At 37.6% G+C, this 20,960-nt stretch carries 25 protein-coding genes; 6 read left to right on the top strand and 19 right to left on the bottom strand.

What is annotated here, in order from left to right; translation table 11 throughout:
• Together parE and BM012_RS24885 are read right to left on the bottom strand one after the other, a co-directional pair.
• Positions 1 to 1,968 carry a DNA topoisomerase IV subunit B gene (gene parE / locus BM012_RS24890; RefSeq protein ID WP_061804034.1) on the bottom strand — a complete coding sequence of 656 codons (1,968 nt, stop codon included), beginning with the start codon at positions 1,966 to 1,968 and terminating at the stop codon, positions 1 to 3.
• Between the two features lie 258 nt (positions 1,969 to 2,226).
• A complete protein-coding gene (locus BM012_RS24885; RefSeq protein WP_061804033.1) occupies positions 2,227 to 2,634 on the bottom strand; it encodes a CoA-binding protein in 408 nt (135 codons plus the stop codon).
• A gap of 272 nt (positions 2,635 to 2,906) precedes the next feature.
• Here BM012_RS24885 and plsY point away from each other — a divergent pair, with 272 nt between their 5' ends.
• The gene (plsY, locus tag BM012_RS24880) at positions 2,907 to 3,485 is read left to right on the top strand and encodes a glycerol-3-phosphate 1-O-acyltransferase PlsY (RefSeq protein ID WP_019392290.1); all 579 of its coding nucleotides are present in this window, start codon (positions 2,907 to 2,909) and stop codon (positions 3,483 to 3,485) included.
• A gap of 43 nt (positions 3,486 to 3,528) precedes the next feature.
• On the opposite strand, the gene BM012_RS24875 is transcribed toward plsY, so the two are convergent.
• Both BM012_RS24875 and BM012_RS24870 read right to left on the bottom strand, forming a co-directional pair.
• Positions 3,529 to 4,305: an N-acetylmuramoyl-L-alanine amidase gene (locus BM012_RS24875; protein WP_061804032.1), complete on the bottom strand. Its 777-nt coding sequence runs from the start codon at positions 4,303 to 4,305 to the stop codon at positions 3,529 to 3,531.
• 184 nt (positions 4,306 to 4,489) lie between these two features.
• Positions 4,490 to 5,548 carry a M42 family metallopeptidase gene (locus tag BM012_RS24870; RefSeq protein WP_061804031.1) on the bottom strand — a complete coding sequence of 353 codons (1,059 nt, stop codon included), beginning with the start codon at positions 5,546 to 5,548 and terminating at the stop codon, positions 4,490 to 4,492.
• A 140-nt stretch (positions 5,549 to 5,688) separates the two neighbouring features.
• Here BM012_RS24870 and ku point away from each other — a divergent pair, with 140 nt between their 5' ends.
• From ku to BM012_RS27325, 3 genes are all read left to right on the top strand, one after another.
• Positions 5,689 to 6,483, top strand: a complete 795-nt coding sequence (gene ku, locus BM012_RS24865; RefSeq protein WP_061804030.1) for a non-homologous end joining protein Ku — start codon at positions 5,689 to 5,691, stop codon at positions 6,481 to 6,483.
• Between the two features lie 117 nt (positions 6,484 to 6,600).
• Positions 6,601 to 6,885 (top strand): hypothetical protein, encoded by a 285-nt coding sequence (locus BM012_RS25990; RefSeq protein ID WP_061804029.1) that lies wholly within the window; start codon positions 6,601 to 6,603, stop codon positions 6,883 to 6,885.
• 189 nt (positions 6,886 to 7,074) lie between these two features.
• On the top strand, positions 7,075 to 7,344 hold the full coding sequence (locus BM012_RS27325; RefSeq protein WP_139210459.1) for an ATP-grasp domain-containing protein: 270 nt from the start codon (positions 7,075 to 7,077) through the stop codon (positions 7,342 to 7,344).
• 79 nt (positions 7,345 to 7,423) lie between these two features.
• Here the strand turns inward: BM012_RS27325 and BM012_RS24855 are convergent, their stop codons facing one another.
• The 4 genes from BM012_RS24855 to BM012_RS24840 form a co-directional block, all read right to left on the bottom strand.
• Positions 7,424 to 7,807, bottom strand: a complete 384-nt coding sequence (locus tag BM012_RS24855) for a hypothetical protein (protein ID WP_064504983.1) — start codon at positions 7,805 to 7,807, stop codon at positions 7,424 to 7,426.
• 135 nt (positions 7,808 to 7,942) lie between these two features.
• Positions 7,943 to 8,128: a hypothetical protein gene (locus BM012_RS24850; RefSeq protein ID WP_061804027.1), complete on the bottom strand. Its 186-nt coding sequence runs from the start codon at positions 8,126 to 8,128 to the stop codon at positions 7,943 to 7,945.
• Between the two features lie 67 nt (positions 8,129 to 8,195).
• Positions 8,196 to 8,681: a metal-dependent hydrolase gene (locus BM012_RS24845; RefSeq protein WP_019392284.1), complete on the bottom strand. Its 486-nt coding sequence runs from the start codon at positions 8,679 to 8,681 to the stop codon at positions 8,196 to 8,198.
• Between the two features lie 103 nt (positions 8,682 to 8,784).
• Positions 8,785 to 9,942 (bottom strand): acyl-CoA dehydrogenase family protein, encoded by a 1,158-nt coding sequence (locus BM012_RS24840; RefSeq protein ID WP_061804026.1) that lies wholly within the window; start codon positions 9,940 to 9,942, stop codon positions 8,785 to 8,787.
• 143 nt (positions 9,943 to 10,085) lie between these two features.
• On the opposite strand from BM012_RS24840, the gene BM012_RS24835 reads away from it, so the two are divergent.
• Positions 10,086 to 10,559 (top strand): Hsp20/alpha crystallin family protein, encoded by a 474-nt coding sequence (locus BM012_RS24835; RefSeq protein WP_061804025.1) that lies wholly within the window; start codon positions 10,086 to 10,088, stop codon positions 10,557 to 10,559.
• Positions 10,560 to 10,568: 9 nt separating this feature from the next.
• On the opposite strand, the gene BM012_RS24830 is transcribed toward BM012_RS24835, so the two are convergent.
• The 9 genes from BM012_RS24830 to BM012_RS24790 all read right to left on the bottom strand — a co-directional run bounded on the left by BM012_RS24830 (position 10,569) and on the right by BM012_RS24790 (position 19,209).
• A complete protein-coding gene (locus BM012_RS24830) occupies positions 10,569 to 11,510 on the bottom strand; it encodes a DHH family phosphoesterase (RefSeq protein ID WP_061804024.1) in 942 nt (313 codons plus the stop codon).
• Positions 11,511 to 11,592: 82 nt separating this feature from the next.
• Positions 11,593 to 12,321 carry a hypothetical protein gene (locus BM012_RS24825; RefSeq protein WP_061804023.1) on the bottom strand — a complete coding sequence of 243 codons (729 nt, stop codon included), beginning with the start codon at positions 12,319 to 12,321 and terminating at the stop codon, positions 11,593 to 11,595.
• Positions 12,322 to 12,392: 71 nt separating this feature from the next.
• Positions 12,393 to 13,259, bottom strand: a complete 867-nt coding sequence (locus BM012_RS24820; RefSeq protein WP_061804022.1) for a phytoene desaturase family protein — start codon at positions 13,257 to 13,259, stop codon at positions 12,393 to 12,395.
• A gap of 69 nt (positions 13,260 to 13,328) precedes the next feature.
• Positions 13,329 to 14,111, bottom strand: a complete 783-nt coding sequence (locus BM012_RS24815; RefSeq protein WP_061804021.1) for an ABC transporter ATP-binding protein — start codon at positions 14,109 to 14,111, stop codon at positions 13,329 to 13,331.
• A complete protein-coding gene (locus BM012_RS24810; protein WP_061804042.1) occupies positions 14,112 to 15,185 on the bottom strand; it encodes a FecCD family ABC transporter permease in 1,074 nt (357 codons plus the stop codon). It abuts the gene before it with no gap.
• A 93-nt stretch (positions 15,186 to 15,278) separates the two neighbouring features.
• Positions 15,279 to 16,310, bottom strand: coding sequence for an anthranilate phosphoribosyltransferase (locus tag BM012_RS24805; protein ID WP_061804020.1), 1,032 nt, complete (start codon positions 16,308 to 16,310; stop codon positions 15,279 to 15,281).
• 95 nt (positions 16,311 to 16,405) lie between these two features.
• Positions 16,406 to 17,155 (bottom strand): oxygen-insensitive NADPH nitroreductase, encoded by a 750-nt coding sequence (nfsA, locus tag BM012_RS24800; protein ID WP_061804019.1) that lies wholly within the window; start codon positions 17,153 to 17,155, stop codon positions 16,406 to 16,408.
• Positions 17,156 to 17,242: 87 nt separating this feature from the next.
• Entirely contained in the window at positions 17,243 to 18,577 is a 1,335-nt protein-coding gene (locus BM012_RS24795; protein ID WP_061804018.1) for a polysaccharide biosynthesis protein, read from the bottom strand.
• Positions 18,578 to 18,789: 212 nt separating this feature from the next.
• Complete coding sequence (locus BM012_RS24790; RefSeq protein ID WP_061804017.1) at positions 18,790 to 19,209, bottom strand: organic hydroperoxide resistance protein; 420 nt, start codon at positions 19,207 to 19,209, stop codon at positions 18,790 to 18,792.
• 156 nt (positions 19,210 to 19,365) lie between these two features.
• On the opposite strand from BM012_RS24790, the gene BM012_RS24785 reads away from it, so the two are divergent.
• On the top strand, positions 19,366 to 19,560 hold the full coding sequence (locus BM012_RS24785; RefSeq protein ID WP_061804016.1) for a hypothetical protein: 195 nt from the start codon (positions 19,366 to 19,368) through the stop codon (positions 19,558 to 19,560).
• Positions 19,561 to 19,562: 2 nt separating this feature from the next.
• Here the strand turns inward: BM012_RS24785 and BM012_RS24780 are convergent, their stop codons facing one another.
• The gene (locus tag BM012_RS24780; protein WP_061804015.1) at positions 19,563 to 20,453 is read right to left on the bottom strand and encodes a sulfite exporter TauE/SafE family protein; all 891 of its coding nucleotides are present in this window, start codon (positions 20,451 to 20,453) and stop codon (positions 19,563 to 19,565) included.
• 220 nt (positions 20,454 to 20,673) lie between these two features.
• Positions 20,674 to 20,960: IS3 family transposase (locus tag BM012_RS24775; RefSeq protein ID WP_139210453.1), on the bottom strand; the 287-nt coding region annotated here is incomplete at its 5' end.

Here is a 20,960-nt window from a genome sequence, read left to right as displayed (position 1 = left end):
TTATTCCTCCTCCGCGACCGTGACATGTTCGTTATCTAGAATGTTTGGATCCTCTTCAAGCCCGAACTCTACGTGACTTTCAATCCATTTACGACGCGGTTCTACCTTGTCACCCATAAGTGTTGTAACGCGACGCTCAGCCCGTGCCGCATCATCAATACGTACTCGAATAAGCGTTCTCGTGCCAGGGTTCATCGTTGTTTCCCAAAGCTGATCAGCATTCATTTCCCCAAGACCTTTATAACGCTGAATCATATAGCCTCTTCCGACTTTTTTAATGGCTCCTTGAAGCTCATCATCGCTCCATGCATATTCAATGACTTCTTTTTTACCGCTTCCTTTACTTACTTTATAAAGTGGCGGAAGAGCGATAAATACTTTGCCTTCTTCGATTAAATCTTTCATATAGCGATAGAAAAAAGTAAGCAAGAGCACTTGAATATGAGCTCCATCTGTATCTGCATCTGTCATAATTACAACTTTATCGTAATTTGTATCTTCAACCGAAAATTCAGGCCCAACGCCAGCGCCAATTGCATGAATGATCGTGTTAATTTCTTCATTTTTAAATATATCCGCAAGCTTCGCTTTTTCGGTATTAATGACTTTCCCTCTTAGCGGTAGAACAGCTTGAAAGCGACGATCACGGCCTTGCTTAGCAGATCCTCCTGCTGAGTCTCCCTCAACAAGGTAAAGTTCATTTCGATTTGGGTTACGCGATTGAGCAGGCGTCAACTTTCCGCTTAATACAGCTTCTGATTTTTTTCGTTTCTTGCCTGTTCTCGCTTCTTCGCGAGCTTTGCGAGCTGCTTCTCTTGCAAGACGTGCTTTAATTGCTTTTTTGACAAGCATAGAGCTTACATCTGCATTTTCTTCTAAATAATAAGACAAATGCTCTGCAACCACAGCATCAACGGCAGAACGTGCTTCACTTGTACCAAGCTTCCCTTTTGTTTGCCCTTCAAACTGCAAAAGCTCCTCAGGCACGCGAACAGAAACAATCGCAGCAAGCCCTTCGCGTATGTCTGTCCCTTCAAGGTTTTTATCACGTTCTTTCAACAAATTTGTTCTGCGTGCATATTCATTAAATGCACGCGTCATTGCGCTTTTAGCACCTGCCTCATGCGTTCCTCCATCTTTTGTGCGAACATTGTTAACGAATGATAAAATATTCTCTGAATACCCATCATTAAACTGAAAGGCAAAATCAATTTCAATTCCATTTTGCTCTCCTTCAAAAGAGCACACTGAATGAAGGATATCTTTATCTTCATTTAAATATTGAACAAAAGCTTCAATTCCATTTTCATAATGATAGAGCGCTTTTTCATCATGTCGCTCATCAATAATTTCAATCTTCATGCCTTTTAATAAGAAAGCAGATTCTCGTAAGCGCTCACTTAGTGTCTCATAGTTATAAGTTGTTGTAGAAAAAATAGTTGGATCTGGTTTAAAGTGGATGGTTGTTCCCGTTTGATTCGTTTTTCCGACCTTTTCAAGCGTTGTGACGGGTTTTCCGCCATTTTCAAAACGTTGTTCGTATTTAATACCATCACGCTTGATTGTAACAACGAGCCACTCTGATAAGGCATTCACAACAGAGGCCCCAACACCGTGAAGACCTCCGCTCGTTTTATAGCCGCCTTGTCCAAATTTTCCTCCTGCATGAAGCACAGTTAAAATAACTTCTGGCGTCGGTTTCCCTAATTTGTGCATTCCTGTTGGCATACCGCGCCCTTTATCACTTACAGAAATTGAATTATCCTTGTGGATTGTTACCTTTATATAATCTCCGAAACCAGCAAGTGCTTCATCGACTGAGTTATCTACCACTTCATATACTAAATGATGAAGTCCGCGACTGTCTGTACTTCCAATGTACATACCCGGACGTTTTCGTACTGCGTCAAGCCCCTCTAGCACTTGAATCGCATCTTCGTTGTAACTAAATGATTGTTTCGTAGTCAAGCAACATTCCCCTTTCAAACAACTTCTTTATGTATAGCAACACATTTTACCCTAATATCTCACAATTTATAAATGATATGTGATGATGTCTTTTCTTATATTAAAACAAAAAGGGAACGTGTGTTTTGTATTTTACCATAACTTGCTTAAAATGAAAACGGCGTTCTTCGTAAACAAGCTATAATAAGCCTTTTTCTCTATATTATTGTAGCATAACACTAACAGGTAACCCGATGTCAGATGACATCGGGTTATGGTTTATTTTGTTAAAGCATGTTCAACTTTAATACAGCGGTCCATAACAGGCTTGTATCCCTCAGCAGCAAGCAGATCATATGCTTCTTGATTTACAACCCCGAGCTGGGACCAAAACACGTCTGCATCAATTTCTAAAAATTCTTTTGCAACGTCTACTAAATGTTCCGAGCGGCGAAACACGTTTACAATGTCAACATGTTCTTTAATATCAGTAAGAGAGGCAACAGCAGGAACACCGAGTACTTCCTTTACGTTCGGATTTACTGGGATAATTTCATACCCTGCTTTTTGCATAGCCTCTGATACAAGATAAGATGTTCGATCTTTATTGTCTGAAAGACCGACAACCGCAATCTTTTTGCTATCTTTTAATATTTTTCCAAGCTCTTCTCGAGAAGGTATATTCATGTTCTTCACTCCTTAGCTATTCTTTAGATTAAACGAAAATCCTGTTAATTTCAAAAAAGTTGTCCAATTTGCCATAAGTTCATGTCCTTCTTAAAACGTTTATTCTTAAGTTTTTGTTTCAAAGCTTATAAATTCCTTATAGCTTTTACTATTTTGCCATACATTTATGAAATATTTCTATTAACAATATAATATTTCATGATAAAATGAGGTGAACTTGTATGTGAACGAGTGTAAATTAGTGAACATATACATATAAAGGAGCTTAACACATGACCATTTTTCTTTTGGTACTTGCTTATCTTCTCGGCTCTATTCCATTTGGTTTAATTGTTGGGAAAGTAGGCTATGGCATTGATATTCGAGAACACGGAAGTGGAAACTTAGGGGCAACTAATACATTCCGTACATTAGGAAAAAAAGCCGGTATTATTGTAACAGTAGCTGATATTTTAAAAGGAACTGTCGCAACGGTCATTCCACTTCTTGTTGGTGCTGATATGAATGCATTATTCTTTGGTATTTTTGCAGTTGTAGGACATGTTTTCCCTCTTTTTGCAAAATTCCGCGGTGGAAAAGCGGTTGCAACGAGCGCAGGTATTCTTCTTGGATATACGCCGCTGCTGTTTGTCGGGATTCTTGTATGCTTCATCATCTGTCTTTATCTATCTAAATATGTATCCCTATCCTCCGTCATTACAGCCGTTCTTGCTTTCGCCTATACATTTTTTGTTGATGATATTCCACTTCGCATTATTATGGGTCTCATTGCTTTTATTGTAGTTTACCGCCATCTTGCCAATATGAAACGTATTTTAAACAAAACAGAACCAAAAATCACTTGGCTGTAAGGTAAAAAAGGTGACAAGATTGTCACCTTTTTACATTCCATTTCTATCGCCCAATTAAGATGGCGTTTAAAAAGATGGCTTCATCAACAGTCAATGTTTTATTTTGAGCTTTTTTTGTCCATTGATCGCTCTTTAAAACACCGCTTTGGTTTGCTTTAGCATAAACTTCTGCAAGCTCTTTCCACTGCCATTCTTGTAAGTTCAACGTTCTTCCTCCTTCATTTTCCCCCGGCTGCTCCGGCGCTGGCGTCGGTTTTGGCTGAGAGATTGGTGCAACACCTAGTGTTTTGGCGATTGCTCTGGCATGGGCTTCTCCTACCGCTTTTAAAAATGCTTCATTTTTCAAAAGATTTGCATCTGCTGTTCGGTCAATAAATAGATTTTCTGTTAAATTAGCAGGCATTATTGTTTGACGGAGAACCGCATAGTTTGCTTGTTTTTGACCTCTGTCTCCTACATTTCCAAACGACCTCATCGCTGTTAAAATTTCAGAATGAAGATTGCTCTGTAAAGAGAGGGTTGTTGAACTCGCTCTTCCTTTAAATCGGTACGTTTCAAAGCCTGTCCCTCCACCTGAATTAATGTGAATGGAAACAAAGAGATTCGCTTTAAAAGCATTAGCTTGTTGGCTTCTGCTATTAAGAGATATAAACCGATCGTCAGAACGCGTCATTCGTACAACAATTCCCCGGTAGTTAGCAAGCAAATAGTCTCTTGTATATATAGCGATTTTTAGTGTTAAATTCTTTTCTTGAAGTCCGTTGGCTACCGCACCTGAATCTGTTCCACCATGTCCTGGATCAAGCATCACTTTTACCATGTTTTCACCACCCTATTTGTTTCTATTTCTACGAAAAAATGCTTATACTCTACTATATGAATTCTATTAAGTATCGGTACAAAAATGTGCATTCCACCCCCTTTCTCTTTCTTTTTACAAAAATCCAAGAAAAAAGGGGTAAACAAAAAGTCGCTTAAGTTTAGAAACTTAAGCGACTTTTTGTTTACTCTGTAGAAAACGTCCCAACCGTTCTTTCATCCAATTTCCGAACAACTTCGACGATGAGCTTTGTAGCATCTTCAAGATCTCGCTTACTTACCATTGAAACATGGCTATGTATATAGCGCGCTGCAACACTAATGACAATGGTTGGAACTCCCTGTTTATAAAGGTGGATTTTCCCTGCATCTGTTCCTCCTCCTGTCATAATTTCGGTTTGATAAGAAATATTTTGCTCTTCTGCTGTTTGAATGACAAGATTACGAAACGGGATGTTTGGAATCATTGAAGCATCTAAAAAACTGATAAGGGGGCCTCCTCCAAGCTTTGGCTTGTCTTCTCCGCCCATGCCTGGTCCATCTTCTGCAATTCCAACGTCTAACACAATAGCAACATCAGGGTCAATCATGTAAGGCGAGGTTCCCGCTCCTCTCAGACCTACTTCTTCTTGAACAGTTGCTCCAGCAAACACCATATTAGGATGATCCTCTCCAAGGTCTTTTAAAGACTGAAGCGCAAGATAGCAACCAGCTCGATTATCAAGTGCTTTAGCTAAGATTGTATCTTCATCTGGGAGCATTTCAAAAGGACAAATAGGAATAATAGGATCTCCTTGATGAATGCCCCATTCTTTTACTTGTTCTTTGCTTTTGGCACCAATATCAATAAACATCTCACGAATGGGGTATACTTTGCTTCGTTCCTCAGGTTGTAAAATATGGGGTGGTTTAGAACCAATAACCCCTGTAAATGTCCTTTTCTCTGTTACAATTTGAACACGCTGTGATAAGAGAACCTGATCCCACCATCCACCAAGCGGTGAAAAACGTAAATAACCGTCTTTTGTAATCTCAGATACCATAAACGCTACTTCATCCATGTGGCCAGCGATCATTACTTTAACTTTATTGTCCTTTCCCTCTTTCCCACCAAAAATACTGCCAAGACCGTCATATACGATTTCTGCCCCATGTGATGTCAGCTCTTCTTCCATAATATTTCGCACGTGCTTTTCAAATCCAGGAGCTCCTGGTGTTTCTGTTAGTTTCTTTAACAAATCCATCTATTACACCTTCTTTTTGGTTTCTCATTGTTTAGAATGAGAGGAACTAGGTACTTTTATACAAAAAAAGCAGCTTATCCTAAAACTCATGTTATAAATCTAAAATGAAAGAGAAACAATATGGAAAAAGAGGTGAAAATATGCTTCATACAATCTGGAAAGGTCAGCTTCATTTTGGAACGATTGAAGTACCTATTAGACTTCATTCAGCTGTGGAAAATTCTGATGTTAAGCTCCGATTGCTTCATCGAGAATGCTCAACACCGATCAAACAGAAACGAATTTGTCCACACTGCAATGTAGAAGTTGACCACAATGATTTAGTTCGTGGGTATGAACGTGAAGACGGAACTTTTATTCAGCTAGAAGAGGAAGAAATAAATATGGTAAAAGCCCCTTTCTTAGGTAAAGAACTTTCCATCTTTCATTTTCTAAAAAAAACAGAGATTGATCCTCTTTACTATAATAAAACTTTTTTTGTACTTCCTTTAAAAGAAAACATCAAAGCCTATGAAATTCTTCGAGCGGCATTACAAGCTACAAATACGTTTGCTTTGACAAAGATATTTTTATATTCAAGCGATCAATATGCTGTTATTCGTGCCTATCAAAATATATTAGCTCTTCATACTCTTCACCCTTATGAAAATATACGTCATATAAGAGACGACAGGTTATCATATCAGGTTTCAGCTCAAGATCAAAAGCTTGCTGTAGACCTTATTGAAAATTTGACAGAGCCTTTTCACCCAGAAGTATTTCATGATGACTATCAAGAAGCGCTTCTTAAATATATCCATGAAAAAGAAGAGAAGCCAAAGCAAGAACGAACAATTGCTCATATGATGGAAGCGCTAAAAGCAAGTATTGATCAATCTATGATTGAAACAAAACCTCCTAAAAATATGAATAAGAAACCACGAGCTACAAGCTAATTATTTCCTTTCACTTTGTTCACATTCTCATATCCAAATTTCAAAAAGTCGGGATATGATTATTTCAGCATTTGGATTGTAAGGGATTGCTAATTAAATGAAGTGGAGGATAAAAGCATGTGGATTAGTTTTAACCCTTTTCGTACAACCGGGATAAAGAATGTAACTTACATCAAACCTGAACGTAAGTTTGAACATAAAGAGGAAATTCGAGCATCAGAGTGGCTTTTATATCCTGAATATCGGCAAGTTAATTCACTTGTTTACGGATTCAAAAAACAAATTTTCCTATCTATTGATACGTATCATCTCGGCCATAACAAAATTCAGATGACACGCGTCTTACAAATGACGTTTAACGAACATATTCCTTATACAATAATTGCTGGAAATTTAAAATAAAAACGAACTGAAATTTTAAATACGTTTCCGTTCGTTGCCTAAGATATTAAAAACTCAATGGGGCGTGGTGTATTTCTCATCAAAAACGAAGCGGATTTCTTAACATACTGCTCAACAAGAGACGTTTTATATGTTCAAGAATATCTTCCAATTGACCGTGACCTACGTATCGTATAGGTTGGTGGGCATATTATTGAAGCGTACTGGCGAATAAGTGGAGAAAATCAATTTTTAACAAACAGTTCACAAGGTGGAGAAATTTCATACGAAAGCATCCCAGCAGAAGCGCTTGATTTTGTTCAAAAAATTGCTTCTTCTCTGAATACTAACTATACTGGCTTTGATGTTGCTGTTTGTAATGGAAAGATGTATCTTTTTGAATTTAATGTTATGTTTGGAAATCAAGGGATTCGAAATCCTATGGATAACCGCTTGTTTCAGACTATCTTAAAGGATTAGATAAAACAACGATTTTACCAACTTTCACCCTAAATCAAGCTGGATAACTAAAAATCCCCCTTCTTTAAGGGGGATTTTATTAAGTGAATTTATATACATCTTCATCATCTGTCGGAGTAAGCGTTCCGTACTGAGACGGTACTTTAGCATACCGAGTTACTGTATTATCTTTAACGAACACAATAAGCTGATGGCTATCGCTTTTTGAGATTCCTGTTGAACTAGCATTTGGCCAAACAAAGCCTAATGTTTTGTTAATTTCTTTCACAGACGTATTTCCTGGGAATACATATAGGTTGTCCCATTTAAAATCAAAAGCTTGATCAAAATCAATAATATGACTTTCTTGTGCTTCTGCGATGATTTGTTTTTCGAGAAATAATTTATTTTTTTCGCTTAAGCCTTGATCAATGGCAAAAATTGCGAGCAGAAGCAACATCGTGACGAATAATATTCTCCTCACCATAGGATCCTCCCTATTTTCATCTACTCTTTTATTTTACTCACTTGCTATATGACTTACAACCCCTTTTTCATTACGGAGACGTTACGAAATTTTTGCATTTTTGCAATAAAAAAGCATCCTAAGTGGATGCTTTTACATAACTAAAAGAGAAACAACCATTGTCACGGTCACAGCTAAAATAATGAGGGCAAGCAAGAAGCGAAATAATCGCTTGGGCGTTAAATGAATCTCCTCATTTTTTCCATCATCTAATAAATGTACCATTAACCAAGCTGCTAAAATTAAAATAATAACAGAAGCAAACAACTGCATGACCATTTCTTACCACCCTTTCGCCCTTTTTTACAACATATGCACAAAAAGGGCGGATGGTTTATATAAATGGTTAAAAAACCGTCACAAACAGTTTATATCTGTACACAATATATACAAAAGCAACAAGTGCTACAACAAGAAGCGCTCTTTCTTGAACAGTTCCTGTTTTGTACGTAAGTGGTGCACGAAACTTCTTTTTTGTAAACGGAAAGAAAAGCGGTACACCTTGCCTAGAGAAGAAATCCCCAATAATATGAAAAACATACCCTAAGCTCAATCCAAGGGTGAAATCATTCTGAAACTTGTAGTAAAGAAGCGAAAACAAAAGCCAAAATAAAAGTGAATGCGTTAGCCCTCTATGCCCAAACGTTTTTTTGATTAGTTTTGATAAACCAAACGTTCGACGCCCTACAAAAGAATTTGGCTCGTCAATGTCTGGGAGCAAACTTCCAATCACAATTCCTCCTAAGCAAGCAACAGAAAAAGGCACGTTCGTAACCGTTGTAAGATATGTACCGGCAGCAAGTGATGTTGCCACATGTGTAGAATAGTTCAAATTTGCCACCTTCTCTAAATTAATGCAATAAAAGATAATTATAAGAAAGATTTTCCTTTCTGTCAAAAAACATAAAAAAGACCTTTCTGTTAGAAAGGTCTTTTTACTCTTCAAGAGCTGACTGCGCTAAATTCATAATTGTCATATCATCCATAGGTGGATTATGCAACCCTGCTCGTACGTCTCGATAGTAGCGTTGAAGTGGATTTGTACGCTGTAAACTTTTTGCTCCAACAATGCGCATTGCTTTATCTACCACATTAATAGCACAGTTCGTTGCGATAAGCTTTGCTGCTGAAAGCTCTTCAAGTAAGCTGTCTTTTTCATCTTTTGTTTCACATTCGTCCCATTTTGTCGCGACAGCATACAAAAATTGACGTCCTTTTAGAAGTTCTAATTCCATTTCTCCAAGTCCCATTTTGACGTTTGGTAACGTGCTAATCGTGCCTTCTATGCTGTTAGGAGAGTAAGTTTTAGCAAATTTTATAGCATAGTTTCGTGCAGCGAGTGCAACGCCTAAATAACACGCTGGAATATGCAAAAGCCAGCCGCTTGCTTCACGCTTATTTCCTCCTTTTAATAATCGAACAAGCTTATCCTTCTCAAGGAAAACATTCTCTAAAAGTAAATCATGACTACCTGTACCTCTCATGGCAATCATGTCCCACGTTTCCTCGATTGAAACCCCTTTTGCCGTTTTAGGCACGATAAACTCTCCAACTGCTCCTTCTTCTTCTACCCATGCCTTCACAAGAAAATAATCTAGGGCAGGAGCCATTGTTGTAAACGTCTTATGACCATTCATAAGAAAACCGTCTTGTTGGCTTACAGCTGTTGTTTCAGGACGTCCTCCTCGTGTTGGACTTCCTGTCTTGGGCTCTGTTGCTGCTCCATTTAAAAGCTTTTTATTTTTAATTTCTTGAAACATAGCATGAAGCGTATTTTCAGGCCAGTTCCTTTTATCGTTTAAGTCCATTGTAATTCCCATATGCCAGCCAATAGCAAGAGCTGTTGAAGCATCTCCACTTGCAATTTTCTCTTGAAAAAGAAGAAGATCGTAAAGCGCTAACCCTTCTCCACCTGCTTCTTTAGGCAAAGATAAAGACGTATAGCCAATTTTCTTTAACTTCTCAATATGCTCAGTTGGAAAAAGAGACTTTTCATCAATTTCCGCTCCATTGCTTGCAAACTCTTCTACAAGGGGATTAAGTCGTTGTAGCCACTTCTTTTGAAAGTCTGTTTTGATAAATGTTGCTGTCACAAAATCACGCTCCGTTCAAATCATTGTAAACTTATCGGGTTTTATAACTATCATATCAATGAAAAAGAACCAAGTACAGAAATAACCTTTAGGGGTACGTTGCCATATAGTAAAGGAGAATAACATATTAAGGAGGAAAAAGCGTGTTTCCATGGAAATCTAACTCTTGGCCTTTTGAACAAGGAAAAGAGCAAAACAATAAAGAGACGGATCAATATTTAAAAAGCGTGCTATCCTCTGCAATGTCACAGCCTTTACCAGACTTCATCAAAAATAATGATTTCTTTAAACAAGCGTTGCAAATGTCCCATACTAAAACTTTAGAAGGTGAAACAGCGCTTATGTATGATATATTTCAAACGCATGATAGCTGTATCATACAAGTAAAAGTTCCAGACCGCGCTACATTAGCTCATTTAAAGGTTTCTCACAGTCCTTTCTCCTGTTTTATTGAAAGTAATGGAAAGAAAAAATTCCATCAAGAAATATCTCTTCCTTCGAGCGTGCGAAAAAAAGGCGCAAAAGCAACTTATCAAAACGGACTTCTCGAGATCTCGTTACCAAAATCCTCTCAGTGTTCCCTCTCTGAAATTCCTATTCACGACTTAGAAGCCTAAGAGGAACTCTTAGGCTTCTGATTCTGAAAACATCGTATGAAGAACAAAAAGATCAAACGTTTCTTTTCCTAAGGAGCATCCTGCTGCTTTTGGGTGTCCTCCTCCATCAAAACGAGCAGCAATTTCGCTTAAATTAACGTTATCTCTTGCTGTTCTAAAACCAATACGACGTTTTCCCATATCGATTAGAGCTACAAAATCGAGTTCTTCGTCTTCTACACAAAGGGCATTTCCAAGCTCTGATTGATAGTTCTCTGCAAATACAATTCCAGCAGTATATTGTGTCTCTCCAATTTCTAGCTGTTCCTTGATCATTTGGTGACTTTTATTATGGATATAGCGATCAATTTTTTCTTGTTCAAGAGCTAAAATGGTTTCATGGACTTCTGTAAATGCAAACTCTTCTTCTTTATCTAATGTGGTTAATACGGTTTCAATAAAATCTTCTCGTTTAATTAAATAAAACAAATGATTTAATTTTTTCGCTTTTTCATTATTATTTTCATACCAGTCCCATGTGTCAAATTGACGAACAAGTTCAACATACTCAGACATCACAGGAGTTTCTTGTAATTTCCCTTCCTTAAGAAGGTGGTGATAAAAAAGCTCTGTCCCACACGTTTTTTGTCCCTTTTCATCCACTGCTTTTACTGTAGCCCATTCATAGGTTTCATCAAGCCATTTTGCTGATGAATGATGATCAAACAGAAGAATCGTTTGGCCACGCTGTACACGTTCATTTAATTTTGCAGCCACTTCTTCATTAACCGAAATGTCTGTAATATAAATTTCTTCTTCTATATCTTCATTTTCTTCTAAATACTCTTCAATCACTTCATCAATTTTATAAATGCCAACGCATGAATAATGAACATTTTCCTTTGAAAACGCACGAAGAGCTAAAACAGCTGGACTTACTCCATCCAGGTCATTATGTGAAAATAATCTCATAATAAAATCCCCTCTTTTATGTAGTTATAAATCAGTATACCCTTTTTAAAAAGAACAACTCAAAAAACAAAAGCGAGCGTTTCTAAGCTTGCTTCTGTCTTTGGAACTCTTCTTCCACATGATAAATTTCCAAAACAAAGTTGCAAATGTAAAAGAGCAAAAGTGGCAAAACAGATTCTGTCAGCACATAAAGCGATGACAAAAAGAGCCCGATAATAAATGGCTGAATACTTAACCGATCATACGAAAACGCAAGCTGCACCACGTAGTAAGCGCACGTAATAAAAACGAGCACGAGCCATATGTTTGTTACATGAAAAATGTGAACATATAGGAAATAAAAAAATGGAAAATAGACAAGCGATTCTACTGCTACGTGAAGACACGAAAAAAAGGACCAGCTTGCAACTTCCTCTTTTTTTTGCGGTGTGAATACATGGTAGGATGAAGCTAGCGTTTCCTCTCCAAAAATGTTTGCTTCTTTGTTTCGTTTAATCCATGCAACTAAAATAACCGTAATAATAAAAAAGGCAAAAAGGGCAAGAATTAAGTATTTGAAAAAACTAGGGAGCGGTGAAGCATGAAAGGCAGAAAAACTTGTGGCTTTCCATCCCATAAAAGAGAAAGAAATGCCCTCATACTTAAAAAGCGTCACATAGCCAAGCAAAATAATAATATAAAAAAGAGATTGTTCAACAAAAAATTGAATTCGCTTGCTGCTTTTCCCCCATTTTTTCACTGCCCGCCGTTCTAAGAGCGGACGGAAAATGACGATAAACATAAATAAAACAATAAAGAACCAAAAAGCCAAATGTACCATTCCACCTTCTAAAAAAAATAAGGAGCACAATTTACTATATTAGCGAATTACCCCCATAAATGTCAAAAGACTTTCGAACTTTTCTTTCGATTTTCGTTTAAAATGTGATGAGCAACGTTAAGTCCGCTAATCGTAACCATTGGAGAGCCTCCTCCAGGATGTGTTGTTCCTCCAACAAAATAGAGCCCTTTTATATCTTTTGAGACGTTAGAAGGCCTTAGGAAACTATCTTTTTTTCGATTTGAACTTATTCCATAAAGGGCGCCACGACGCACAAAAAACTTGGCTTCTATATCACATGGAGTTATCGTTTTCTCAGCTACTTTATCTTTTCGAATATCCACTCCATATGCGAGTAGCTTATTATAAATTTTCTCTTTGTAGTTTTCACTTTCTACTTTTGTAATGAAGGTAATGGCAGGAGCATTTACTAAAATAAATAAATTATCACCAGGAGCTATCCTATCATTACTGTAAGAGGAGTTCGAAATATAAATAGTAGGGTCTTCAGGAAACTTTTTATGCACGAAAATGCCATTAAATTCCCTTTGATAAATTTCCGAAAAATACATTTGATGATGCACAAAGTTTTTCCTTCTTCCTTTCAAGGCAACCATCATAACAAAGGCAGAAACAGAAGGTTCATAGCTCGCAATCTTACGGTCTTTGTAAGATGGGCGTTCTTCTTCTGGTAAAAGTCGCTCATAGGAAGAAAGTAAATCACCATTCACAATCACTTTTTCCCCTTCTATGATTTCTTCATTTTGAAGAAGAACTCCTTTTGCCTTTTTCTCTTTTGTGAAAATTTGTTTTACTTCTGTATTATTAAGAATACGACCGCCAAGCTTTTTGAAAAAGTGCGCAAAACCTTCAGCAATTTTAGTGTTTCCTCCTTCAACATAGTAAACTCCATTTATCCTTCTAATCAAAAAAGAAGACACCTATTGATGTCTTCTTTCCCCTACTTCTATCTAAAAACCCTGCTTATATCCTTTTCTTCATCCTTGCCTTTTCACAAAACGATTTGGTAAAAACGTAATATGTGGTTTTCCTAGTGTTTCATGTTGATGTATGATCGTTTCAACTTCAAAGACCTCTCTTAACAATGTTTCATTTAGCACTTCTTCAGGCCTTCCTTGTGCAAATATCTTTCCTTCCCTCATTACAAAAAGATAATCACAGTACATAGAAGCAATATTCAAATCATGCAGAGCAGCGATAACCGTCATATTAGTATCTTTTACTGCATCCATAATATGAAGCTGATGATGAATATCAAGATGATTTGTTGGTTCGTCTAGTATAAGTACTTCTCCTTGTTGAATAAGAGCTCTCGCGATGATAACGCGCTGTTTTTCTCCTCCTGAAAGCGTCAAAAAGTTTCGATTAATGAACGTTTCCATACCTACCTTTTTTAACATCTCTAGGGCAAGCTCGTCGTCTTTTGAATGATCAAAATCAAACATCCTCTTATATGGTGCTCTGCCCATTAAAACCATTTCTTTTACAGAGAAATCAAATGTAACCGGTGTTTCCTGGCTAACAACAGCTAGCTGTTTTGCAGCTTCCTTTGGTTTCATTTTCAAAAAGTCATCGCCGTTAATCATTACCTTCCCACTTGATAGCGGCAATACTCTGTAAATATTTTTGAGGAGCGTAGACTTCCCGCTTCCATTCGGTCCAATAATCCCAACAAATTGTTTTTTTTCAGCAGAGAGAGAAACATCATCTATAATAAGCTGATTTCCAATAAGCGTTGTTACATGTTCAATGCTAATCATTTACTCTCCTCCAAAAGCGTATGTACTTTTTCTCAGTAGCCAAATAAAAAACGGACCTCCAACAAGAGCCGTAATAATTCCAATTGGCAGTTCTTGCGGAGAAATCACCGTGCGTGCTAATACATCGGCCCATATTAAAAAGATGGCGCCCCACAGTGCGCTAAACGGAATCACATACTTGTAATTAGAACCAACAAAAAGACGAACAATATGAGGAATCATAAGTCCTACAAATCCAATGGCTCCACTCACAGAGACAATAACACCTGTTAGAAGAGCTGTTGCGATAATTAAAAGCTTGCGAAACATATGAACATTAATTCCCAACGTTACTGCTGACTCTTCTCCAGTCAATAAAATGTTAAGAGCTCGGTATTGAGACCATAAAAATAAAAATATAAAACAAAAGACCGCAAAAGGAACGAATAAATAGTCCCACCTTGCCCCTGTTAAACTGCCAATCATCCAAAAGAGTGCACTTTTTGCTCCTTCTGCATTTGGTGCAGATAAAACAATAAAGTTTGTGAGCGCTGTTAAAATCATTGATACAGCAACTCCGCTTAACAGGAGTCGAACTGTAGAAATTCTTCCTCGTACTTGAGCAAGAAAAAACACTCCTAAAACAGATAAAAGCGCGCCAACAAAAGCCGCAATCGAAAGAGCATAAATGCCTAAAATAGAAAAAGCGCCTGCTGTAATAACAAGCGTCGCTCCAACAGAAGCTCCTGACGATACTCCAAGTATGTATGGATCTGCGATTGAATTTTTCACAAGTGCTTGAACCGCAGCTCCTGCAATTGAAAGTCCTGCCCCAACAATACAAGCTAATAAAACGCGCGGAAGTCTAATTTGCCAAATGATGGCGGATTGAGCAAGTGATCCTGATCCGTCTATGTAATGATCTATATAAGGCATATGTGAAAAGATAATTTTCCATACTAAAAGTGGTGATAAGGAGACAGACCCTATCATCACAGCAAATGTAATTGTAAAAAGCAAAAATAGGACGGAAAAGCCTAATATTAAAAACGTCCTTGCTTTTTTTCTAACCAATGCATGCAACCGTATTTTCATCCCTTCTTCATCCATCTTCCTTCTGATTGTATGCGTTAAAAGTCCTCTCGTCAAACATTACAAGAAAAACGAGCCTTGTAAAAGGCTCGTTTCTTATAAGATGCTTCTCCATCCCTCAAGCACTTCTTGACCTACTCTACGATCCAAGGCATTTCTTGCCCAGGCAACACCGTCTGCAATAGAAGATTCATAGCCAAAGAGATAGAGACGAAGAGCTGTATTTAGCACAACTTGATTATAAGCATAAAGATCACTCTTTTCTCCTCTTAGGACGCTCTCTATTGTTTCAACTTGATTTTGTAATGAACGTTTTTTCACAAACTCTTCTTCAGGAAGATAAAGATCATACTCTTTTGGACTCACAATAAAAGAAGACTCTTGTCCATCTTTGATTTGAAAAACAAAGCTATTACGATGAACAGCTAAATCATCTGACCCTTCTATTCCTTGCACAACAACTGCTTTTTTCACATCTAGTGTTTTAAAAACAGGCAAAATTTTATTAATAGCTGTTCGATGAAAAGCTCCCAGTACAATATTTGGGGCATGAGCTAAGTTCAGCATTTTTTCAACTGTATTAAATGTTGTGCGAATTCCCATTTCCTTACGAATTGAGCGTAGACGCTTGAGTGGAAGTGATAGCTTTTCTGTATGATAAAAGCCAATATTAACTTTTTCTAATGATATTGCAATTTCATCTATATTTTTCTCTGTCTTAATGCCTAACTCTGTTAAAACCTCTTTAATGGTTATTCCGTATTTTGGAGGAAGTGAGTCACTGCTATGTAAACAAACAGGCATCCCTCTTGAAGCTAACAATAAATTTGCTGGGATTGTTGCAAAAAACGAATTTCGCCCTGCATATGGACTTGAATAGTCTACAAGTTTCTCTCGTGTATTTTCATCCACTTTAATTTGCTCGCTATTTTCTCTATACACTTTCACAAACGCATCTAGTTCTTCCGGTGTTTCTGTCTTAATACGCTGACCTGTCAAAAAGGTAGCAATCTGCACATCTGTCGCCTCACCAGTTGCCATCATGCGGGCTGCTTTCTCTGCCTCTTCAAAAGGCAAGTCTTTTGCCCCGCGCTGTCCTCTTGCTACTTCTTTGATCCACTGTTGCATAAAAACCCTCTCCTTTATTTCTATCTATTATAACAATATCTGAAATATCGAAATTTTTCCATAAGAAAAGAAGCTATATTCTAGCTTCTTTTCTCTTACTTATTAGAAAATCCTTTTTTCTCAATATATTCTTTCATATACGTTCTTTTTGGTGTATGAAGCATATTAGCCATTTGAGCTGTCCATGTATCTTCACGTTTTCCACCTGTACGCTCTTTATAATAAGATGAAGTCACTTCATTGTAAGCTTCAAGCTCTTTTAGATATTTTTCTTCATCTTGTTCATAGCGCTCTTCATGATAAATGTGTGCTTTTGGTAAGCGTGGTTTTTGACTTGATTCATGCGCTGGATATCCAACCGTTAGACCAAAAAGTGGAATAACGCGTTTTGGAATGTCTAATACTTCTTCAACGCCTTCTAAATTGTTTCGAATGCCGCCAATATAGCACGTACCAAGCCCCATTGATTCAGCCGCAATTACAAGGTTTTGTGCTGCAAGAGCTACATCAATAAGAGAAACCATAAATGTTTCTGTGCTTTCTAACGAGTCTTCCAACTTCACTTCTTCCATAGTGCCAAGTATCTCATGACGATGTAAATCTGCACAAAAAACAAAAAGATGGCCATTCTCTTCTACATAAGGCTGATTTCCTGCAAGCTCAGCAAGTTTTTTCTTTTTAGCAGGGTCCTTTACTCCGATAATAGAATAAGCTTGGATAAAACTAGAGGTTGAAGCTGATTGAGCACTTTGAACTAAAGTGTCAATTTGGTCGTCTGATAATGGCGTGTTTTTATACTTTCGTATAGAACGGTGATTTAATATTGTTTCGATTGTTTTATTCATTTCTTTTACTCTTCCTCTCTTCTTTGTTGCTACTATCTTAGCATAGATAAACTTCTCCCCTTTAATACAATGCTCAAGCTATATTTTTTATAATTTTGTTAGCGGTCGCTTCATAAAAAATAAAATCGGCAGTCCAATTCTTTTACAAATGGTGAAATAGTGAAGAAGCGTAAGCAGAAGCGTTTCTGCATTCATTGCTAAAATAACACCGCTCACTCCCCATTCTCGCTGAGAAGCAAGGAGAAAAATAAGCGAAAAGGAAATAACATGAACCCATATTGTATGATACAAGGCATCTTTCATAAGCCCTAACCCAATTAAATAAGCTCTCATTGGGATTACAAAGAAATGAAGTAAAAAACATGGCCAAAGGGCTCTTAAATAGAAAGCAGCTTCACTTGAATGAAAAAAGAGATTTGTAATAGGCTCAGCAAAAATGTTCATAACGAGAATTGCAGGAATTCCGTATAAAAATGTAATTCGTAAACTTTGCTGTAATAGCAAACTTAGCTTATCACGGTCACCTGCAGCTTGTGCTTGAGAAACAGCTGGTATTAAAGCTACAAGAAGAGAATGAGCAATAAAAGCTGGAAAGAACCCAATCGTCATAGCCACTCCTGCAAGCATGCCGTAATGACCTGTTGCAATGGAAGACGTCATTCCGCTTAACATCAGACTTTTTTTAATTAAAAACGGCTGAATAGCTCCAGCTGATGCGGAGAAAAGATGCAGTCCTGTTGTTGGCAGAGAAACAGACAAAAGTCTTTTTCTTACTTCTTTTCCAGTATACGAAAATCGATAACCTCTTGAAATTACGTTTGTTTGCATCACATATGTAATCAAGAAGTAAGTAAATACAACCGCTTCACTTGCTACAAGAGCACAAATGGCTACAAGGAGAGCTGTGCCATGATCTTCAAAATGAAACGATCTAAATACTAAGAAAAGAAGAGTAAGCTGAATGGATTTTCTAACAAAATTTGAAACGGCAATAGCGCTCATATTATCAACGCCCATAAAGTAGCCGCGTAAAATCGATGAATAAGAAACAATAGGGATAAATATAAGCACAACCCAACCGATATACGGATGATAATGGTTAAAAAACGGTATAAAGGTAATCACAATAAACCAAACAACCATAACAGAAGCAATAATTCCTGTCGCAAACCATGTTGCATGCTTCATCATGTTGCGATGCTCTTTTTGGTTATGTTCTGCCAAAAACTTCGAAATCGAAATTGGAAGCTCTATCGTTGCAATTGTGACAACTAAAAAAACGATAGGCAACACAGACATGTACATCCCCATTCCTTCTTTACCGAGCTCACGTGCTAGAACCATATTTGTTAAAAATTCAATAAGTTCGCCTAAAAAAGCGGCCAAAGTTAGAATTAACGCTGACTTTAAAAAACTATTCATTATCCGTTCCCCTTTATTTAGGATCTCTAGCAAGTGAACAATAGAGCATCCACTACGAGATGTTTTGACAACCTTGCTTATCTGAACTTGTCCTTATCCTATGTATATAGGGAACACCTCTCTTTCATGCGTAGAAATTCATATGTAATAGATGTAATAGACAAAAAAGCGTGATAGGAACTAAGCTCTCCTATCACGCTACTTGTCTATTTTTATTTTGCTTTTACCGTAACTTCAATATTTCCTCGCGTTGCTTTTGAATATGGACAAACTCCGTGAGCTTTCTCTAAAAGCTCCTGTACTTTGTCTCGTTCAACACCTTCAACATGTCCAACTAATTCAACTTCCAGTTTGAATCCGCCGTCTTCAGGGTCTTTCCCGATTGAGACGTGCGACGTAATTTCTGTGCTCTCTGCTTTGATTCGTTCTTTGTTTAAAACAAGCTGTAGCGCACTTTCGAAGCAAGCGGCATAACCTGCTGCAAAAAGTTGTTCTGGGTTTGTGCCGTCTCCGCCTTTTCCACCTAAGCCTTTTGGAGATGTAATGTTTAAATCAAGCGTGCCGTCTGAAGTTGTAACATGCCCTTCTCGTCCACCTCGTGAAGTAGCTTCTGCAACGTATAATGCTTCCATTTCATTTCACTCCTTAACTATTTTATGTAGTAACTCTACTGTTACTATAACCGCTTTCTATGATTTCAAACCTTGGCTTTTTACAGAACTCTCTCTTTTAGCCCGTACAAATCCTCTTTAAATATCATAGAATACAAAAAAGAAAGGAGCTTATGTATGACTTTTTCATCACATGTAACAATTCAAAACGTTGACAGCGGAGCTATTATTAATTTTGGGAACTATGCTCGGATTGCTCCAACTATTATTAATCGTGAGATAGCTGGTGCTGGAGAAGACAACGAATCTCCAGCAGACGTTTTTTTAGATATCCAAGAAAGCCTACCTGTTCCAGCACCACCTATTGATTAAACTTACAGCGTTTCTGAAACATCCTGCTTGCTTAAACGTACTTTGTTGCGAACCGCGTAGAAAATAGCGGCGGCCCATCCAATAAACAAGACGATATAAAATCCTAGAATCTTGTCTCCTCCAACATTAAAAGACGACAGAAGCGTGTTGGCATTTGTCAGAATAATAAATCCTCCAATAAAAACACCAAGCAAGTAAGATGGTAAGATTTTAATAAGCCACGCGGCTAAAGGAGCGGCTAGTACTCCGCCAATAACAAAAGCAAGAATTAACAACCAGTTTAAGCTTTCAGTTCCTAAAAAAAGCAAGAAGCCAGCTGAAGCTGCCACTGTTGTAGCAAACTCACTCGTATCAACTGTTCCAATGACTCTTCGCGGAACAGCTCCTTTGCGTGCTAGAAGAACAGGTGTATTAATAGGCCCCCATCCTCCTCCACCAATCGCATCAAAGAACCCTGCAATAGATCCTAAAACAATGTAAAACGGCGTTTTTAGTTCCTTTGCCTCTTTATTAGCCTGTGATGGATTCCATTTAAATAAAAAGCGAAATAAGATGTAAAAACCAAGCGCTGTTAAGAAAATCGATACAAAAGGTTTCATCACGGCTCCAGGCAAGCTGCTTAAAAACGCGGCTCCAATAAAAGCGCTAATTGCGCCTGGAATCATTAATTTCCACAATACCTTTTTATCCACATTTCCAAATTTGTAATGTGAAACACCTGAAGCTGCTGTTGTTGCGATTTCAGATAAATGAATGGAAGCTGAAGCAACAGCAGGTGCAATTCCAAATGTTAATAAAAGAGATGAAGATGTTGCCCCGTACCCCATTCCAAGTGAACCATCAATTAATTGAGCAAAAAAACCAACAATTGCAAAGATAAATAGCTTTCTCATTTTTTCTCTCCTTTTTTGACAAAAAAGGTCCTTCAAAATGATGCATATCATTTCAAAGGACCTTTGGTTTTCCAATCAGTCTCATCATATTCAGTAAGATTATATATACTATATATCCCACAATCCTCATTTGTCAACTTGGTTTTAAAAATTTTAATAAAAAAACTGCAGATAAGAAAGGGACTGCCCCCCGTTTTTGAGACAGGGATCAAAACACCATCTAAATAGCCAGTTTTCGGTATTGGACCGGAGACTGGTTATTTAGTTTCGTTTGGATACGGATATTGTTATAATAAGTGATGTAGTCTTCGACAATCTGTTTTACGATGGCGGTCGTAGTACAGGTTAAGTTGTCGAGGTAGAAGGTTTCAGTCTTTAGAGAAGAGTGAAACGATTCAATGGAGGCATTGTCTGCGGGCGTCCCTTTTCGGGACATACTCATAGTCATGCCTCTTTCTTTGACTTGTTTTTGATAAGCATAAGAAGTATACACAGATCCTTGGTCAC

This window comes from Priestia endophytica DSM 13796, from assembly GCF_900115845.1.
Classification (GTDB): domain Bacteria; phylum Bacillota; class Bacilli; order Bacillales; family Bacillaceae_H; genus Bacillus_I; species Bacillus_I endophytica.
This window is presented reverse-complemented; position numbering and strand designations above follow the sequence as displayed.

Bases quoted from the DNA above. Each gene is read 5' to 3' on its own strand.
- ku (WP_061804030.1), top strand. From the start codon at position 5,689: ATGCTTCATACAATCTGGAAAGGTCAGCTTCATTTTGGAACGATTGAA.
- BM012_RS24785 (WP_061804016.1), top strand. From the start codon at position 19,366: ATGACTTTTTCATCACATGTAACAATTCAAAACGTTGACAGCGGAGCT.
- BM012_RS24870 (WP_061804031.1), bottom strand. From the start codon at position 5,548: ATGGATTTGTTAAAGAAACTAACAGAAACACCAGGAGCTCCTGGATTT.
- BM012_RS25990 (WP_061804029.1), top strand. From the start codon at position 6,601: ATGTGGATTAGTTTTAACCCTTTTCGTACAACCGGGATAAAGAATGTA.
- BM012_RS24875 (WP_061804032.1), bottom strand. From the start codon at position 4,305: ATGGTAAAAGTGATGCTTGATCCAGGACATGGTGGAACAGATTCAGGT.
- BM012_RS24885 (WP_061804033.1), bottom strand. From the start codon at position 2,634: ATGAATATACCTTCTCGAGAAGAGCTTGGAAAAATATTAAAAGATAGC.
- BM012_RS24850 (WP_061804027.1), bottom strand. From the start codon at position 8,128: ATGGTCATGCAGTTGTTTGCTTCTGTTATTATTTTAATTTTAGCAGCT.
- BM012_RS24830 (WP_061804024.1), bottom strand. From the start codon at position 11,510: ATGAGATTATTTTCACATAATGACCTGGATGGAGTAAGTCCAGCTGTT.
- BM012_RS24790 (WP_061804017.1), bottom strand. From the start codon at position 19,209: ATGGAAGCATTATACGTTGCAGAAGCTACTTCACGAGGTGGACGAGAA.
- BM012_RS24810 (WP_061804042.1), bottom strand. From the start codon at position 15,185: ATGAAAATACGGTTGCATGCATTGGTTAGAAAAAAAGCAAGGACGTTT.
- nfsA (WP_061804019.1), bottom strand. From the start codon at position 17,155: ATGAATAAAACAATCGAAACAATATTAAATCACCGTTCTATACGAAAG.
- BM012_RS24780 (WP_061804015.1), bottom strand. From the start codon at position 20,453: ATGAGAAAGCTATTTATCTTTGCAATTGTTGGTTTTTTTGCTCAATTA.
- BM012_RS24815 (WP_061804021.1), bottom strand. From the start codon at position 14,111: ATGATTAGCATTGAACATGTAACAACGCTTATTGGAAATCAGCTTATT.
- BM012_RS24805 (WP_061804020.1), bottom strand. From the start codon at position 16,310: ATGCAACAGTGGATCAAAGAAGTAGCAAGAGGACAGCGCGGGGCAAAA.
- BM012_RS24795 (WP_061804018.1), bottom strand. From the start codon at position 18,577: ATGAATAGTTTTTTAAAGTCAGCGTTAATTCTAACTTTGGCCGCTTTT.
- plsY (WP_019392290.1), top strand. From the start codon at position 2,907: ATGACCATTTTTCTTTTGGTACTTGCTTATCTTCTCGGCTCTATTCCA.